Here is a 16,790-nt window from a genome sequence, read left to right on the forward strand (position 1 = left end):
AAGTTTATCCTCGTAAGGTCGCGGTTAACCCTTTCTGGCAGGCGTACTGCTGCGCGAAGTCCAGCAGGGCAGGGTTATCCAGCGGTTTGTCAGGGGCAGAGTAGGGTTGGCCGAGCAGGGTGTATTTGTTCATGCCCAGCGTGTGATACGGCAGAAAATGAATATCGTCGACGCCGAGTTCGTCGGCGGCGAAGTTGGTAATGGCGGTTATGGACGCTTCATCGGCGTTAAAGCCCTGGATCAGCGGCACGCGGATGGTGATTTTTTTCCCGGCGGCGGCCAGGCGTTTCAGGTTGTCCAGGATGCGCTTAGCCGAACCGTCCGTCCACTGTTTGAACACGTCACCGTCGACGTGCTTCAGGTCGGCGAGGAACAGATCGACGTAGGGTAATGACGGCTCGATATAGTGCCACGGCACGTGAAGGCAGGTTTCGACGGCGGTGTGGATCCCGTGTTCGTGGCTGGCTTTAAACAGGGCCTGCGCCAGCTCGGGGTTCATAAACGGCTCGCCGCCGGAGAGGGTGATCCCGCCGCCGCTGCGGTCGTAGAAGGGTTTGTCGCGCAGTACGGTCGCCATGATCTCCTCGACCTGCCGTTCTTCACCGCAGACGGTCAGCGCCTGCGTCGGGCAGCAGTCGGTCAGGGCATTAAGCGTCTCTTCACTTAATTTCTCACGATGAATGACCAGCCCGTTCAGCGCGCGTTCGATACAGCCCGGTGCCGCCTGCTGGCACAGGTCGCAGCCGTCCAGGCACAGGCGTGCATCAAACAGCACGTCCCGGCTGCGGGAGCGGCTTTCCGGATTCTGGCACCAGCGACAGCCCAGCGAGCAGCCTTTCAGGAACACCACGGTACGAATACCGGGACCATCGTGGGTAGAGTAACGCTGAATATTGAAGATCATGATTTCGCCTCTTATCTTGCATATGAAGATTAAATTACTTTCGAGTGAAAGTTATCTTGATGCAGGTCAACTCTTGAGCAGGTTTTGTCGTGATAGGGTAAGTGCAGGCTAATTTTGAGGGTGACATCATGGAACTTTATCTCGACACATCTGACGTTGCGGCAGTTAAAAAGCTGGCGCGTATCTTCCCGCTGGCGGGCGTGACCACCAACCCAAGCATCGTTGCGGCCGGTAAAACGCCGCTCGACGAACTGCTGCCGGCGCTACACGACGCGCTGGGCGGCAAAGGTCGTCTGTTCGCCCAGGTGATGGCGACCACCGCCGAAGGGATGGTGGAGGACGCGCGTAAGCTGCGCGCTATCATCAACGATCTGGTGGTGAAAGTGCCGGTGACCGCAGAGGGGCTGGCGGCGATCAAGATGCTGAAAGCTGAAGGGATCCCGACGCTGGGTACGGCGGTTTATGGTGCCGCGCAGGGGATGCTCTCCGCGCTGGCGGGTGCAGAGTATGTGGCGCCTTATGTTAACCGCGTCGACGCGCAGGGCGGGGACGGGATCCAGACCGTTGTGGAATTACAGCAGCTGCTGACGCTGCATGCCCCGCAGTCCAAAGTGCTGGCCGCGAGCTTTAAAACGCCTCGTCAGGCGCTGGACTGCCTGCTGGCAGGGTGCGAGTCCATCACGCTGCCGCTGGACGTGGCGCAGCAGTTTATTACCTCTCCGGCAGTGGATGCGGCGATCGTGAAGTTTGAGCAGGACTGGCAGGGGGCGTTTGGAAGGACGTCGATCTGACGCGGTTGCCGGGTGGCGCTAACGCTTACCCGACCTACGGTTTTCTCCCTCTCCCTGTGGGAGAGGGCCGGGGTGAGGGCATCAGGCCGCAGCAGGGTTTACCCTCCGCAGACCTCACACCCCGGGTTACGCATCAGCTTCATCTCGCGGAACTGGCAGGTCATCGCGTCATACATCACGATTTTCCCCGCTGCGGGCGTGCCGTAATTCGCCAGGACTTTGATCGCTTCCATTGCCTGCAATGAGCCAATCACGCCGACGAGCGGCGCCATCACGCCCGCCTCAACGCAGGTCAGCGCATTCTCGCCAAACAGACGGCTCAGGCAGCGGTAGCAGGGTTCACCCTCGGCGTACGTGAAGACGCTGATTTGCCCCTCCATGCGGATTGCCGCGCCGGAGACCAGTGGGATTTTGTGGGCAAAACAGCCCGCGTTCAGCTGGTTACGGACGGCGACGTTATCGGTGCAGTCCAGCACCAGGTCGTGCTGCGCAATCTGCGCGGACAACGCGTCGTCATCCAGCATCGCGTCAATCAACGTGAACTGAACGTGGGGGTTGAGGCGCGCCAGCGCCGTGCGGGCGGATTCCACTTTCGGCTGGCCCACCGTCGCGTCGCTGTGCAGCGTCTGGCGTTGCAGGTTGGACACCGACACGGTATCGAAATCCAGCAGCGTCATCCTGCCCACGCCCGCCGCGGCAAGATACTGCGCGGCGGCGCAGCCCAGACCGCCCAGACCGACAACCAGTACGCTGGCTGCCTTGAGCGCTTCCTGGCCCTCGAAATCGAATCCGCGCAGCACAATCTGGCGGTTGTAGCGCATCATCTCCGGGTCGCTCAGCTCCACCGTCATGTCAGCCTCCGAACAGGTGGTTAAAACGTTCTACCTCAACCCACTCGCCGGCTTCCACGTTACCGCGCTCGCGCTCCAGCACGATAAAGCAGTTGCCCTGGCTGAAGGAGCTGAAAATGTGCGAGCCCTGGTGCCCGGTGGTGCTCACTTCGAGCTCGCCGTCCGTGTTGCGCGCCAGAATGCCGCGCTGGAAATCGAGGCGGCCCGGTGATTTTTTCAGGCGCGTGGCGGCACGAACGCGCTGGCGTTCCGGCAGCGGGTTAGCATTGTTGCCGGAAAGCTTCGCCAGCAGCGGGATCACCAGCTGGTAGAAGGTGAGTGCCGCCGAGACCGGGTTACCCGGCAGGCCGCAGAACCAGCTGTGTGAAAGCTTGCCAAACGCGAACGGTTTGCCCGGCTTGATCGCCAGCTTCCAGAAGCCGATCTCACCCAGCTCCTCGAGGATGGTTTTGGTGTAATCCGCTTCGCCCACGGAGACGCCGCCGGAGCTGATGACCACGTCGGCTGCGTTATCCGCCTCGATAAACGCGGCGCGCAGTTTTTCCGGATCGTCAGGAATGATGCCGAGGTTAATCACTTCGCAGCCCAGCTGCTCCAGCATCAGGTGTACCGCCAGGCGGTTGGTATCGTAAATCTGGCCGTCCTGCAGCGGCTGCCCCGGAAGCTGTAGCTCGTCGCCGGTGGAGAAAACGGCAACGCGCACTTTACGGATAACGTCGATGTCCGCGATACCGAGCGAGGCCAGGACCGGCAACTCCGCCACCGTCAGCTTCTGTCCGGCAGCAAAGACCGTCGCGCCGAGGGTAATGTCCTCGCCGGTACGGCGGATGTTCTGGCCCGCTTTGACGTTCGCAGTAAAACGCACGCCGTCGTCGGTCTGTTCGGTCTCTTCCTGCATCACCACGGCGTCGCAGCCTGCCGGAACCGGTGCGCCGGTCATAATGCGCACGCAGGTGCCCGCAGGCCATTCACCGCTAAACGGCTGACCCGCAAAGGCTTTACCCGCCACCGGCAGGGCGTTACCCGTCTGGAGATCCGCCAGGCGTACCGCGTAACCGTCCATCGCGGAGTTATCAAACCCCGGCACGTTAAGCGGAGAGACGATATCGCGCGCGGCAATACGGCCAAAACAGCGCACGAGGGGCAGCGTCTCAACGTCATGCAGCGGGGAAACTCGGTCAAGCATCTGCGTGAGTGCCGTCTCAAGCGGCATCAGTCCGGCGGTAAAATCCATGGTGGGCTCCTGCGGAGTAACAACGAAAGCGCTCATTATGGCAGAAAAGTGCGGCTAACTGTATGACCGAAGGGTGCACGCTTTACATCACTGTTACGTCTTTCTATATTCAAAAATCATCTGAAGTTTCGTCGACGATAATGATATTTATAGAAAAAGCCGCAAAACAGGCTAACGGGTGATGCGAATGGTTAATGCGGTAATCGCAATTCATGGCGGGGCCGGGGCAATCACCCGAGCACAGCTCACGCCTGAGCAGGAAAAACGTTACATCGACGCGCTGTACGCCATTGTGGAAACGGGCCAGAGAATGCTGGAAGCGGGCGAAAGCGCGCTGGACGTGGTCACCGAGGCGGTGCGCCTGCTGGAAGAGTGCCCGTTATTTAATGCGGGGATCGGTTCGGTCTTTACCCGGGATGAAACGCACGAGCTGGATGCCTGCGTGATGGACGGCGTCACCCTGAAAGCGGGGGCCGTGGCAGGCGTCAGCCACCTGCGTAACCCGGTGCTGGCCGCGCGTCTGGTGATGGAAGAAAGCCCGCACGTGCTGCTGACGGGCGCGGGGGCGGAGAGGTTTGCCTTCGAACACGGAATGGAGCCGGTATCGCCGGATCTGTTTTCCACGGAAGCGCGCTATCAGCAGCTGCTGGAAGCCCGTTCGGCGGGCATGACGCAGCTTGACCACAGTGCGCCGCTTGATGAAACCACCAAAATGGGCACGGTCGGCGCGGTGGCGCTGGATAAGGCCGGAAACCTCGCGGCGGCGACGTCAACGGGCGGGATGACCAACAAGCTTCCCGGACGCGTCGGCGACAGCCCGCTGCCGGGCGCCGGCTGCTATGCCAATAACGCGACGGCGGCGGTGTCGTGTACCGGAACCGGGGAAGTATTTATTCGCGCCCTCGCGGCCTACGACATCACCGCGCTGATGGATTACGGCGGCTTAAGCCTGAGCGAGGCCTGCGAGCGCGTGGTGATGGAAAAACTGCCTGCCCTGGGCGGCGTCGGCGGACTCATTGCGGTGGATCGTGAGGGCAACGTGGCACTGCCGTTCAACAGCGAAGGCATGTATCGCGCCTGGGGTTATGCCGGTGATGAACCGAGCACGGGCATCTATCGTGAATAAGGGGGCAGCGCGTGCCGCACAGTGAAGAACTGGACAACCGCGAAGTGCTGGCTGTCCATCAGCTCGATATTGCGTTTCAGGAAGAGCGGCAGTTCATCCCCGCAGTACAGAATTTATCGTTCACGCTCAGGCGCGGCGAGACGCTGGCGATTGTTGGCGAGTCCGGCTCCGGGAAATCGGTTACCGCGCTGGCGCTGATGCGCCTGCTGGAACAGACGGGCGGGCAAATCAGCAGCGAGAAAATGCTCCTGCGCCGCCGCAATCGTCAGGTCATTGATTTAAATGAGCTAAGCGGTTCGCAGATGCAGAGCGTGCGCGGGGCGGATATTGCGATGATCTTCCAGGAGCCGATGACCTCCCTGAACCCGGTGTTCCCGGTCGGGGAGCAAATTGCCGAGTCCATCCGCCTGCATCAGGGGCTGAGCGGCGATGAAGCGCTCAAAGAGGCCCGACGGATGCTGGAGCTGGTGCGCATTCCGGAGGCGCAGGCCATTCTGGGGCGCTATCCGCATCAGCTTTCCGGCGGCATGCGCCAGCGGGTGATGATTGCCATGGCGCTCTCCTGCCGTCCCGCAGTGCTGATTGCTGACGAACCAACGACGGCGCTGGACGTGACGATTCAGGCGCAGATCCTGCAGCTCATCAAAGTCCTGCAGCAGGAGATGGAGATGGGGGTGATTTTCATCACCCACGATATGGGCGTGGTCGCCGATATCGCCGATCGCGTACTGGTGATGCACAAGGGCAGCGCGGTGGAAACCGGCACGGTTGAGCAGATTTTTCACGCGCCCGTGCATCCTTACACCAAAGCGCTGCTGGCGGCGGTTCCGCGTCTGGGGGCGATGAACGGTAGCGATTTGCCGCGCCGCTTCCCCCTGATTTCTCTCGAGGCGTCTGAGCAGCAGGAGGATGAGCGCGAGCAGGACACCGTGGTGCCGGGTAAGCCCATTCTGGAAGTGCGCGATTTGGTCACCCGCTTTCCGCTGCGCAGCGGCGTACTGAACCGGGTGAAGCGCGAAGTGCACGCGGTGGAAAACGTCAGTTTCGATCTCTGGCCGGGTGAAACGCTGGCGCTGGTGGGGGAGTCCGGCTGCGGTAAATCTACCACCGGACGCGCGTTGCTCCGTCTGGTGGAGTCACAGGAAGGCAGTATTACCTTTAACGGTGAGCGCATTGATATCCTTCCGGACAGCAGGCTGCAGGCGGTGCGGCGGGATATTCAGTTTATTTTCCAGGATCCCTATGCCTCCCTCGATCCGCGCCATACGGTGGGGTATTCGATCATGGAGCCGCTGCGGGTACATAACCTGCTCGATGGCGAAGCGGCACAGCGTCGCGTGGCCTGGCTGCTGGAGCGCGTCGGCCTGAAGCCGGAGCATGCCTGGCGTTATCCGCACGAGTTTTCCGGCGGACAGCGGCAGCGTATCTGCATCGCCCGCGCGCTGGCGCTAAACCCGAAAGTGGTGATTGCCGATGAGTCCGTCTCGGCGCTGGATGTCTCTATCCGGGCGCAAATCATCAACTTATTGCTGGATTTACAGCGGGATATGGGCATCGCCTTCCTGTTTATCTCGCACGACATGGCGGTGGTCGAGCGCATCAGCCATCGCGTGGCGGTGATGTTTATGGGGCAAATCGTGGAAATTGGTCCGCGAAGAGCGGTGTTTGAGAACCCACAGCACCCGTACACCCGCAAGCTCATCGCGGCGGTCCCGGTCGCCGATCCCGCGCATCGTCACGGCCAGCGCGTGCTGCTGCAGGATGAAATGCCGAGCAATATTCGTAAGCGTGGCGAGGCCGTGGAGCGCGTGACGCTGCGCGAGGTCGGTCCGGGTCATTTCGTTGCTCCCCCGCGTCAGGACAATGCCTTTTCGCGGTTATAACTTTCAACAGGCAGGAGAACACAATGGTTACATTTGTAGCGCGTAGATGGTTGTTAGCCGCGAGCGTGACGGCAGCCCTGGCCGCTGCCCCCGCGTTCGCTGCCAAAGATGTGGTGGTTGCCGTCGGCTCTAATTTCACCACGCTCGATCCGTATGACGCCAACGACACGCTCTCTCAGGCGGTGGCGAAATCGTTCTACCAGGGCCTGTTTGGCCTGGATAAAGAGATGAAGCTCAAAAACGTGCTGGCGGAGGGGTACACCGTGTCCGACGACGGACTGGTGTATACCATCAAGCTCAGGAGCGGCGTGAAGTTCCAGGATGGGACAGATTTCAATGCGGAGGCGGTGAAGGTTAACCTCGATCGTGCCAGCAATCCGGAAAATAGCCTCAAGCGCTATAACCTGTATAAAAATATCGCCAGCACCGAGGTGGTCGACCCGGCAACGGTAAAAATCACCCTGAAAGAGCCGTTCTCCGCGTTTATCAATATTCTGGCGCATCCGGCAACGGCGATGATTTCCCCTGCCGCGCTGAAGAAATACGGCAAGGAGATCGGCTTCCACCCTGTTGGCACCGGTCCGTACGAGCTGCTCACCTGGAACCAGACCGATTTTGTGAAGGTGAAGAAATTCGCCGGATACTGGCAGCAGGGGCTGCCGAAGCTCGATACCATCACCTGGCGCCCGGTGGTGGACAACAACACCCGCGCGGCGATGCTGCAAACCGGCGAGGCGCAGTTTGCCTTCCCGATCCCGTATGAGCAGGCCGCCATTCTGCAGAAAAACAGCAAGCTGGAGCTGGTCGCCAGCCCGTCGATCATGCAGCGCTACATCAGCATGAACGTCACGCAAAAGCCGTTCGATAACCCGAAGGTGCGTGAGGCCATCAACTACGCCATTAACCGTCAGGCGCTGGTGAAGGTCGCCTTTGCGGGCTATGCCACTCCGGCCACCGGCGTGCTGCCGCCGGCTATCGCCTATGCGCAAAGCTATCAGCCGTGGCCGTACGATCCGGCCAAAGCGCGCGAGCTGCTGAAAGAGGCGGGCTTCCCGAACGGCTTCAGCACCACGCTGTGGTCCTCGCATAATCACAGTACCGCTCAGAAGGTGCTGCAGTTTACCCAGCAGCAGCTGGCGCAGGTCGGCATCAAGGCGCAGGTGACCGCGATGGATGCCGGACAGCGTGCGGCAGAGGTGGAGGGGAAAGGACAGAAAGAGAGCGGCGTGCGGATGTTCTATACCGGCTGGTCGGCCTCGACCGGTGAAGCAGACTGGGCGCTGTCGCCGCTGTTTGCCTCGCAGAACTGGCCGCCAACCCTGTTCAACACCGCGTTTTACAGCAACCCGCAGGTGGACAAAGACCTGGCCGATGCCCTGAAAACCACCAAGCCGGAGGAGAAAGCACGTCTCTACAAGGACGCGCAGGACATCATCTGGAAAGAGTCGCCGTGGGTGCCGCTGGTGGTAGAGAAACTGGTGTCAGCCCATAATAAAGCGTTGACCGGGTTCTACATTATGCCGGATACGGGCTTTAGCTTTGACGATGCGGATTTAAAATAAACCTCATGCTGAATTATGTGTGTAAACGCCTGCTGGGGCTTATCCCGACGCTGCTGATTGTGGCGGTCCTGGTGTTTTTGTTTGTCCATATGCTGCCGGGCGATCCGGCGCGTCTGGTTGCCGGGCCTGAAGCGGATGCTACCGTTATTGACCTGGTGCGTAAGCAGCTTGGCCTCGACCAGCCGCTGTATATGCAGTTCATCCATTATATCTGCAACGTTCTGCAGGGCGATTTTGGTATCTCGATGGTATCGCGCCGTCCGGTGTCGGAGGAGATTGCCAGCCGCTTTATGCCGACGTTCTGGTTAACGATTGCCAGTATGAGCTGGGCGGTCGTGTTTGGGCTGGGCGCCGGGATTGTCGCGGCCGTCTGGCGCAACCGCTGGCCGGACAAGCTCGGCATGGCGCTGGCGGTGACCGGCATCTCCTTCCCGGCGTTCGCGCTGGGGATGCTGCTGATGCAGATCTTCTCCGTCGAACTGGGCTGGCTGCCGACCGTCGGGGCCGATACCTGGAAGCATTACATTCTGCCTTCCATGACGCTTGGGGCTGCCGTGTCGGCGGTGATGGCCCGCTTTACCCGCGCCTCGTTCGTTGACGTGCTGAGCGAAGATTATATTCGCACCGCGCGGGCGAAAGGGGTCAGCGAGAAGTGGGTCATTCTCAAGCACGGGTTCCGCAATGCGATGATCCCGGTGGTGACGATGATGGGACTGCAGTTTGGCTTCCTGCTGGGCGGCTCTATCGTCGTGGAAAAGGTCTTCAACTGGCCGGGGCTGGGACGCCTGCTGGTCGATTCCGTCGAGATGCGCGACTACCCGGTGATTCAGGCGGAAGTCCTGCTTTTCTCGCTGGAGTTTATTCTTATCAACTTAGTGGTGGATGTGCTCTACGCCGCCATTAACCCGGCCATCAGGTACAAGTAAGATGCGATTGTTGAACTGGCGACGTCAGGCCGTTTTAAACGCGATGCCGGGGCTAAAACCGGACCACGTCCGCACCCCGTGGTCTGAATTCTGGCGGCGTTTTCGCCGTCAGCCGGTCGCGATGACCGCGGGGCTGTTTGTGCTGCTGCTGATTGCGGTGGCGGTGATTGCGCCGTGGGTGGCGCCGTTTGATGCGGAAAACTATTTTGACTACGACCGTCTGAACGACGGACCGTCGATGCTGCACTGGTTCGGCGTTGACTCCCTCGGGCGCGATATCTTTAGCCGCGTGCTGGTGGGGGCGCAGATCTCGCTTGCCGCCGGGGTGTTCGCGGTGCTGATCGGCGCGGCCATCGGTACCGTGCTGGGTCTCGTTGCCGGGTATTACGAAGGCTGGTGGGATCGCATCATCATGCGCATCTGCGACGTGCTGTTTGCTTTTCCCGGCATTTTGCTGGCGATTGCCGTGGTGGCGATCATGGGCAGCGGCATGGCAAACGTCATCATTGCGGTCGCTGTGTTTTCGATTCCGGCGTTTGCTCGTCTTGTGCGCGGCAACACGCTGGTGCTGAAACAGCAGACCTTTATCGAGTCGGCCCGCAGTATGGGGGCCAGCGACGCCACCATTCTCTTCAGCCATATTCTGCCGGGGACGGTGTCGTCCATCGTGGTCTATTTCACCATGCGTATCGGCGTGTCGATTATCTCGGCGGCCAGCCTGTCATTTCTGGGGTTAGGGGCGCAGCCACCGACACCGGAGTGGGGCGCGATGCTGAACGAGGCGAGGGCAGATATGGTGATTGCGCCGCACGTGGCGATCTTCCCAAGTCTGGCGATTTTCCTGACCGTGCTGGCGTTTAATTTGCTGGGTGACGGGCTGCGCGACGCGCTGGATCCGAGGATTAAGGGATAGTGCTGTGAAATGTGCCGGGTGGCGGCTACGCCTTACCCGGCCTACTACAGAGGGGGAGATTAAACCCGGCTACCCCACAGGTCATACTCATCCGCGTTTTCAACCTTCACGCGAATAATATCACCCGGCTTAACGCTGGTTTCGCCGTTCAGGTACACCGCACCGTCGATTTCAGGGGCGTCCGCCATGCTGCGGCCAATCGCGCCTTCTTCATCCACTTCGTCGATGATAACCATGATCTCGCGGCCCACTTTTTCCTGCAGACGCTCAGCAGAGATCTGCTGCTGCAGCTGCATGAAGCGGTTCCAGCGCTCTTCTTTCACCTCTTCCGGCACCTGGTCCGCCAGCTCGTTGGCGGTTGCGCCTTCTACCGGGCTGTACTTGAAGCAGCCGACACGGTCCAGACGCGCTTCTTTCAGGAAGTCGAGCAGCATCTGGAAGTCTTCTTCGGTTTCACCCGGGAAGCCGACGATGAAGGTGGAGCGCAGGGTCAGATCCGGGCAGATCTCGCGCCACTGCTTGATACGCGCCAGCTGGCGGTCAACGGAGCCAGGGCGCTTCATCAGCTTCAGGATACGCGGGCTGGCGTGCTGTAGCGGGATGTCCAGGTACGGCAGAATCTTGCCTTCAGCCATCAGCGGGATGACGTCGTCAACGTGCGGGTACGGGTAAACGTAGTGCAGACGCGTCCAGATACCGAGTTTGGACAGCTGCTCGCACAGGCCCACCATGCTGGTTTTCACCGGCTCGCCGTTGTGGAAACCGGAGCGATGTTTGACGTCTACACCGTAGGCCGAGGTGTCCTGGGAGATGACCAGCAGCTCCTTCACGCCCGCGTCGGCCAGACGTTTAGCTTCCGCCAGCACTTCACCAATGGGACGGCTCACCAGATCGCCACGCATGGACGGGATGATGCAGAAGGTGCAGCGATGGTTGCAGCCTTCGGAAATTTTCAGGTACGCGTAGTGACGCGGCGTCAGCTTCACGCCCTGTTCCGGCACGAGGCTGAGGAACGGGTTGTGCTTGGGTTTTGGCACGTAGTGATGAACATGTTGCAGCACCTGCTCGTAGCTGTGCGGGCCGGTGATCTCCAGCACCTTCGGGTGCACTTCGCGGATCTGGTCTTCTTTCGCGCCCAGACAGCCGGTCACGATCACTTTGCCGTTTTCCGTCAGGGCTTCACCGATGGCTTCCAGTGACTCCTGAACCGCGCTGTCGATAAACCCGCAGGTGTTAACGATCACCATATCGGCGTTGTCGTAGCTTGGCACCACGTCATAGCCCTCGGTGCGCAGTTCGGTCAGGATGCGTTCTGAATCCACCAGGTTTTTCGGGCAGCCCAGGGAGACGAAGCCGATTTTCGGCTGGTGCGTAACATTGCTCATAGGTTAAAAATTCATCAATTATGGAGTTATCAGGGCGGGATTTTACAGCGTATCGCGGGGGATTTATACAGGTCTGTGGCGATCTCAGCAGGTTTGGATCAACCGCTTTGCTTAGCAACACTGTTTAGAATTACTTATCCCGGCTTTAAGCGATGCTAATTGGCTAAAAAATCATCAAAAGATATCTTTCACCCTGTCAACATGACTTGTGAGATCCTTAATGAAAGATATGTATGTCCAGTCCAAAGTCGCTATGGCTAAAACCCTTTATGCGCACGGCGTCAAGCTAACCGATATTGCTGTCGCAACAGGGCTAAATCCGCGAAAAATTAAATCAGAACTGAAACGCGCCGCTAAGTTGTCGGGACCAGCAGGTCATCCAGCACAGTAGAGAGCAATTTATTGCTCTCTTTTCGGTATGAGGAGTAAATGCTGAATTTCGGTAACGGGAACGGGGTGCCAACTCGTCTGAGCTTGTACATCTCTGAGTAAGTGGCAAAGGCGCGCTCGGGAATAATCCCCAGACATGGAGTTTTGGCGATAATGATCAGAATGGAAGCAAACGAGGTGGTGAGTAAACAGCGTTCGCTGGAGCGGAATTTTTTATCAGCGATGCTGCGGTAATAAATAATTTTTTCGTTTTTAGTGTTATAGCCCACCAGGCTGGCATTTCTGAACAGCTCTTCATCGATAGTACTGCCATAAAGCGGGTTATCCTGCGCGGCGACAAGCACCAGGTCTATATCGCACACCTTCTGACATCGGATGTTGCTGTTTTCCACTGAGAACGTAGAGAACACCACATCAGCCTGACGCATGTTCAGCAGTTCAGTGGTTTTTTGTTCATTCAGGTCTTCAGTGCGATGCAGCAGACTAATGTCTTAATTCGTTTCAAGGAGCTTTTCCGTTAATTCCGGCACCACCAGCGGAGAAATAAAGGATTCTGTATAAAGCGTCACGCGCTTCTTACGTGAAGGGGTTGAGTCAGGCAGAAGGGTGGAGAGCTTATCGATTATCGAGATTGTATTATCGTAAAGCTCATCTGAAAACACCGTCGGCAGCAGGATGTTGCCGCTGCGGACAAAGAGGTTGTCCCCCATCATTTCACGCAGTTTTCGCAGCGACTGGCTGACAGCAGAAGCGGATATGTCCAGCATATCGGCAACCTTAGAAATGCTTCCTACGCTATAGATTAAGCAAAAGATGGTGAGAAGATTCAGGTCTACCTTAGAGAGAGAACATATTTTTTCAGACACCGGGAGTGCTGCCATACTCACCTCTGCGAGTGCGATTTTGCAAGCCATTCAGCCTAATAAAAAAGTAGCATAGCTCCCCGGAACGCGCTTCGCTGCGCGTGAGGTTGTAACATTGTAAATTATGTTAATCAGTTAATAAAAATTGATCCCAGGCATTAAACTGTACAAAAAATGAACTTATCCTGACTATGCACCATGGCTGACAGAGGAGGAAAGAGCATGACCGTTGACAGACTTAAACGCGATCTGCTGAACAAGCTGATCAACGCCCGAATCGACCTGGCCGCGTACCTGCAGTTGAGGAAGGCAAAAGGGTATATGTCAGTCAGCGAAAGCGAACATCTGCGTGATAACCTGTTTGAACTGTGTAATTTCATGCGTGAAAAAGCACCGACCCTGAAGGCGAACGGCGGCGAAAGTGAAGAAATAGCGCTGCGCCGCGCCGCTGAGGTGCTCTCCATTGCAGGGGTGTGTCTGATGAACGGACGCCACGACTGCCCGAACTTTATCGCCGTAAACGCGGAGAAGCTTGAAAACTGCCTGACAACGCTCTCTCTATGCATCATGTGTCTGAACGAGCACAAACAGCTTGAACAGCACTGATCCCGGGGGAGGCAACTCCCCCTTCTGATTAAGCTTTTGTAAAAGTGGTAACGCGCCCGGATGCAGTGGCTAACCTTTATGCCATATGCCGATAAAGGAGCGCGTTATGCCTCGATCCTCGCTGATTTTCCTGCCTGCGTTGTTCATTCCGTTTTCGCTTCTTGCTGCGCCAGAGGCGGTCAAGGTCGAGGTATTGCAAAATAAACTCGATCACCCCTGGTCTCTGGCGTTTCTGCCGGACAATAAAGGCCTGCTGGTAACCCTGAAGGACGGTCAGCTCAAACGCTGGCAGGCCGGAAAAGGGTTGTCCGATCCGATTATCGGCGTGCCGAAGGTCTGGGCAAACGGTCAGGGAGGATTGCTGGACGTGGTCCTCGCCCCGGATTTTGAAAAATCACGCCGCGTCTGGCTGAGCTTCGCCGAAGCAGGGAGTGACGGCAAAGCCGGGACGGCGGTGGGCTATGGCCGGCTAAGCGACGATTTTACGCGTATTGAAGCCTTCCAGGTGGTGTTCCGCCAGATGCCGAAACTCTCCACCGGGAACCATTTTGGTGGACGACTGGTGTTTGACGGCAAAGGTTCTCTCTTTATCGGACTCGGCGAGAACAATCAGCGTCCGACGGCGCAGGATCTGGATAAATTGCAGGGTAAAGTGGTGCGCCTCACCGAAGACGGGAAAGTCCCGTCGGATAACCCCTTTGTGAATACCCCGGGCGCGCGGCCCGAAATCTGGTCTTACGGTATTCGCAACCCGCAGGGGATGGCAATGAATCCCTGGAGCGACACGCTGTGGCTGAACGAGCACGGCCCGCGCGGCGGGGATGAGATCAACATCCCGGAGAAGGGTAAGAACTACGGCTGGCCGCTGGCGACGCACGGCATTAACTACAGCGGCCTGAAAATACCGGAAGCCAAAGGCGTGCACGTTGAGGGCACCGAGAAACCGCTGTTCGTCTGGAAGGTCTCACCCGCGGTGAGCGGCATGGCGTTCTACAACAGCGACGTTTTCCCGCAGTGGAAAAACAAGCTGTTTATTGGGGCGCTGAAGGAGAAGGACGTGATCGTGCTGAGCGTAGAGGGAAACAAGGTGACGGAGGACGGGCGCATTCTGGGAGACCGGGACCAGCGTATTCGCGATGTGCGGGTCGGGCCGGATGGGTATCTGTATGTCCTGACCGACGAGACGGACGGGCAGCTGTTGAAAGTCAGCCCGTCCGGAGCGTAATCAGGTGACCGGGATCATCACCACGTTGCGGTACGCCGGGCGATCGCTCAGCTGTTTAAGCCAGCGCTCAAGGTGAGGGCGCGGCGTCCACTTCAGACCCATGTTGGTCAGGTTCCAGACGAACGGCGCCACGGCGATATCGCCTGTGCCGAACGCCTCGCCGGAGAACCATGCGTGCTTCGCCAGCTCGTCATCCATCATCGCAAACAGATTTTCGCAGGCATCCTGCGCGGCGTGAATTGCGGGATAGTCACGTTCAGCTTCCGGCGTGCGGATAAGCCCCATCAGGATCACGCGGTGGGTCGGGGATAACGTCTGGTTTGCCCAGTCCATCCACTTTTCGCCCTGAGCGCGTCGGGCGGGGTTTTCAACCCACAGGCGGCCCTGACCGTACTGCGCGGCGAGGTAACGCACAATGGTGTTGGACTCCCATAGCGTCGCGTCTGTTTCATCATCGCGCAGCAGCGGCACCAGGCCGTTCGGGTTCATGGCCAGATAGTCTGCCTCTTTGTTCACGCCGAACGACATGCCAGCCATGATTTGATTGAACGGTAAATCCAGCTCTTCCAGCGTCCAGAGCACTTTCTTAACGTTGGTCGAATTATTTCTGCCCCACAGCGTAATCATATTTACTCCCGATGAGATGTGAATCCGAGTCAGCCTTTCGCCATGGTGAGATAAACCTAACAATTACGCAACAGAAGACAAAAAAATCGTCTTAATCAAAGCGTATCTGAATGTTATTGCATAAACTTTAATAACTTTACCCTCGTTGGGTTTCTTTAACGGTTTTAGTGCGCTATTACTCATCGCTTCTTGCGACACGGTGATGTGACGTAATTTTTGAATGGACACTCGGGTGGCATTTATGACGCGTAAAATGACTTCTCTGCGCAGCCTGGCGACCGGCTCTGCGCTTCTTTTCCTGTTTGCACCAACGCTCTACGCAGCTGAACAGGCTGCGCCCGAAGCGCCGCCTGTGGATGCGCGCGCCTGGATCCTGATGGATTATTCCAGCGGTAAAGTGCTGGCGGAAGGGAATGCGGATGAGAAACTCGATCCGGCAAGCCTGACCAAAATCATGACCAGCTATGTGGTGGGCCAGGCGTTAAAAGCGGGCAAGATTAAGCTGAACGATATGGTGACCATCGGTAAGGACGCGTGGGCGACCGGCAACCCGGCGCTGCGCGGGTCATCGGTGATGTTCCTGAAGCCGGGCGATCAGGTTTCCGTTTCCGATCTGAACAAAGGGGTAATTATTCAGTCGGGAAATGATGCGTGCATCGCGCTGGCCGATTATGTTGCCGGCAGCCAGGATTCTTTCATTGGTTTGATGAATGGCTACGCGCAAAAGCTGGGCCTGACCAATACGACCTTTAAAACGGTTCACGGTCTGGATTCGCCGGGACAGTTCAGTACCGCGCGCGACATGGCGCTGCTCGGGAAAGCGCTGATCCACGACGTGCCGGATGAATACGCGATCCACAAAGAGAAAGAGTTTACCTTCAACAAAATCCGCCAGCCGAACCGCAACCGTCTGCTGTGGAGCAGCAACGTCAATGTGGACGGGATGAAAACCGGCACCACGGCGGGTGCTGGCTATAACCTGGTGGCCTCCGCGACCCAGGGCGACATGCGCCTGATTTCGGTGGTGCTGGGCACCAAAACCGACCGTATTCGCTTTAATGAATCAGAAAAACTGCTGACCTGGGGCTTCCGCTTCTATGAAACCGTGACGCCGATTAAACCGGATGCCACGTTCGTCAGCCAGCGCGTCTGGTTTGGCGACAAGAGCGAAGTGAATCTGGGCGCGGGTGAGGCGGGCTCGGTGACCATTCCGCGCGGTCAGCTGAAAAACCTGAAAGCCAGCTACACCCTGACCGACCCGCAGCTCACCGCGCCGCTGAAAAAAGGCCAGGTGGTCGGAACCATTGATTTCCAGCTCAACGGTAAGTCGATTGAACAGCGTCCGCTGATTGTGATGGAAGCGGTGGAAGAGGGCGGCTTCTTCAGCCGGATGTGGGATTTCGTGATGATGAAATTCCACGGGTGGTTTGGCAGCTGGTTTAGCTAAACTCGATGCGTTTTCTCCCTCTCCCACAGGGAGAGGGCCGGGGTGAGGGCATCAGAC

The 16,790-nt window shown here is 58.1% G+C and carries 16 protein-coding genes; 9 read left to right on the plus strand and 7 right to left on the minus strand.

All coding sequences use genetic code 11. From position 1 onward, the window contains the following. Nucleotides 1-4 precede the first annotated feature (4 nt). Nucleotides 5-904, minus strand: a complete 900-nt coding sequence (locus ACMGG5_RS13085) for a glycyl-radical enzyme activating protein (RefSeq protein ID WP_048990090.1) — start codon at nt 902-904, stop codon at nt 5-7. 128 nt (nt 905-1,032) lie between these two features. Between ACMGG5_RS13085 and fsa the strand changes: the two genes are divergently transcribed. Next, entirely contained in the window at nt 1,033-1,695 is a 663-nt protein-coding gene (gene fsa / locus ACMGG5_RS13090; RefSeq protein ID WP_023326972.1) for a fructose-6-phosphate aldolase, read from the plus strand. A gap of 98 nt (nt 1,696-1,793) precedes the next feature. Here fsa and moeB read toward each other — a convergent pair whose 3' ends face one another. Beyond that, nucleotides 1,794-2,546 (minus strand): molybdopterin-synthase adenylyltransferase MoeB, encoded by a 753-nt coding sequence (moeB, locus tag ACMGG5_RS13095; protein ID WP_420277951.1) that lies wholly within the window; start codon nt 2,544-2,546, stop codon nt 1,794-1,796. A gap of 1 nt (nt 2,547) precedes the next feature. Further along, nucleotides 2,548-3,780: a molybdopterin molybdotransferase MoeA gene (gene moeA / locus ACMGG5_RS13100; RefSeq protein WP_420277952.1), complete on the minus strand. Its 1,233-nt coding sequence runs from the start codon at nt 3,778-3,780 to the stop codon at nt 2,548-2,550. A 187-nt stretch (nt 3,781-3,967) separates the two neighbouring features. Between moeA and iaaA the strand changes: the two genes are divergently transcribed. From iaaA to gsiD, 5 genes are read left to right on the plus strand one after another with little or no spacing between them, the layout of a single operon-like run. Continuing rightward, entirely contained in the window at nt 3,968-4,906 is a 939-nt protein-coding gene (gene iaaA / locus ACMGG5_RS13105) for a beta-aspartyl-peptidase (RefSeq protein ID WP_420277953.1), read from the plus strand. A gap of 11 nt (nt 4,907-4,917) precedes the next feature. After that, nucleotides 4,918-6,789, plus strand: coding sequence for a glutathione ABC transporter ATP-binding protein GsiA (gsiA, locus tag ACMGG5_RS13110; RefSeq protein ID WP_420277954.1), 1,872 nt, complete (start codon nt 4,918-4,920; stop codon nt 6,787-6,789). Between the two features lie 23 nt (nt 6,790-6,812). Beyond that, entirely contained in the window at nt 6,813-8,351 is a 1,539-nt protein-coding gene (gene gsiB, locus ACMGG5_RS13115; protein ID WP_420277955.1) for a glutathione ABC transporter substrate-binding protein GsiB, read from the plus strand. 5 nt (nt 8,352-8,356) lie between these two features. Beyond that, nucleotides 8,357-9,277, plus strand: a complete 921-nt coding sequence (gene gsiC, locus ACMGG5_RS13120) for a glutathione ABC transporter permease GsiC (RefSeq protein WP_116343413.1) — start codon at nt 8,357-8,359, stop codon at nt 9,275-9,277. Nucleotide 9,278: 1 nt separating this feature from the next. After that, entirely contained in the window at nt 9,279-10,190 is a 912-nt protein-coding gene (gsiD, locus tag ACMGG5_RS13125; protein WP_024908682.1) for a glutathione ABC transporter permease GsiD, read from the plus strand. Nucleotides 10,191-10,249: 59 nt separating this feature from the next. Here the strand turns inward: gsiD and rimO are convergent, their stop codons facing one another. The 3 genes from rimO to ACMGG5_RS13140 all read right to left on the minus strand — a co-directional run bounded on the left by rimO (nt 10,250) and on the right by ACMGG5_RS13140 (nt 12,846). After that, a complete protein-coding gene (rimO, locus tag ACMGG5_RS13130) occupies nt 10,250-11,575 on the minus strand; it encodes a 30S ribosomal protein S12 methylthiotransferase RimO (protein ID WP_023335043.1) in 1,326 nt (441 codons plus the stop codon). Nucleotides 11,576-11,928: 353 nt separating this feature from the next. Continuing rightward, nucleotides 11,929-12,453, minus strand: coding sequence for a LysR substrate-binding domain-containing protein (locus tag ACMGG5_RS13135; protein ID WP_420278620.1), 525 nt, complete (start codon nt 12,451-12,453; stop codon nt 11,929-11,931). A gap of 3 nt (nt 12,454-12,456) precedes the next feature. Continuing rightward, a complete protein-coding gene (locus ACMGG5_RS13140) occupies nt 12,457-12,846 on the minus strand; it encodes a LysR family transcriptional regulator (protein WP_420277956.1) in 390 nt (129 codons plus the stop codon). A 204-nt stretch (nt 12,847-13,050) separates the two neighbouring features. Between ACMGG5_RS13140 and bssR the strand changes: the two genes are divergently transcribed. Both bssR and ACMGG5_RS13150 read left to right on the plus strand, forming a co-directional pair. Then, nucleotides 13,051-13,434, plus strand: coding sequence for a biofilm formation regulator BssR (gene bssR, locus ACMGG5_RS13145; RefSeq protein ID WP_024908680.1), 384 nt, complete (start codon nt 13,051-13,053; stop codon nt 13,432-13,434). A gap of 106 nt (nt 13,435-13,540) precedes the next feature. Beyond that, on the plus strand, nt 13,541-14,659 hold the full coding sequence (locus tag ACMGG5_RS13150) for a PQQ-dependent sugar dehydrogenase (RefSeq protein WP_420277957.1): 1,119 nt from the start codon (nt 13,541-13,543) through the stop codon (nt 14,657-14,659). Here the strand turns inward: ACMGG5_RS13150 and ACMGG5_RS13155 are convergent, their stop codons facing one another. Further along, entirely contained in the window at nt 14,660-15,286 is a 627-nt protein-coding gene (locus tag ACMGG5_RS13155) for a glutathione S-transferase family protein (RefSeq protein WP_024908678.1), read from the minus strand. Nucleotides 15,287-15,527: 241 nt separating this feature from the next. Between ACMGG5_RS13155 and dacC the strand changes: the two genes are divergently transcribed. Next, complete coding sequence (gene dacC / locus ACMGG5_RS13160; RefSeq protein WP_032645372.1) at nt 15,528-16,733, plus strand: serine-type D-Ala-D-Ala carboxypeptidase; 1,206 nt, start codon at nt 15,528-15,530, stop codon at nt 16,731-16,733. Nucleotides 16,734-16,790: the final 57 nt, after the last annotated feature.

The organism is Enterobacter sp. BNK-34 (genome assembly GCF_048684445.1).
GTDB classification, from domain to species: Bacteria; Pseudomonadota; Gammaproteobacteria; order Enterobacterales; family Enterobacteriaceae; genus Enterobacter; species Enterobacter pseudoroggenkampii.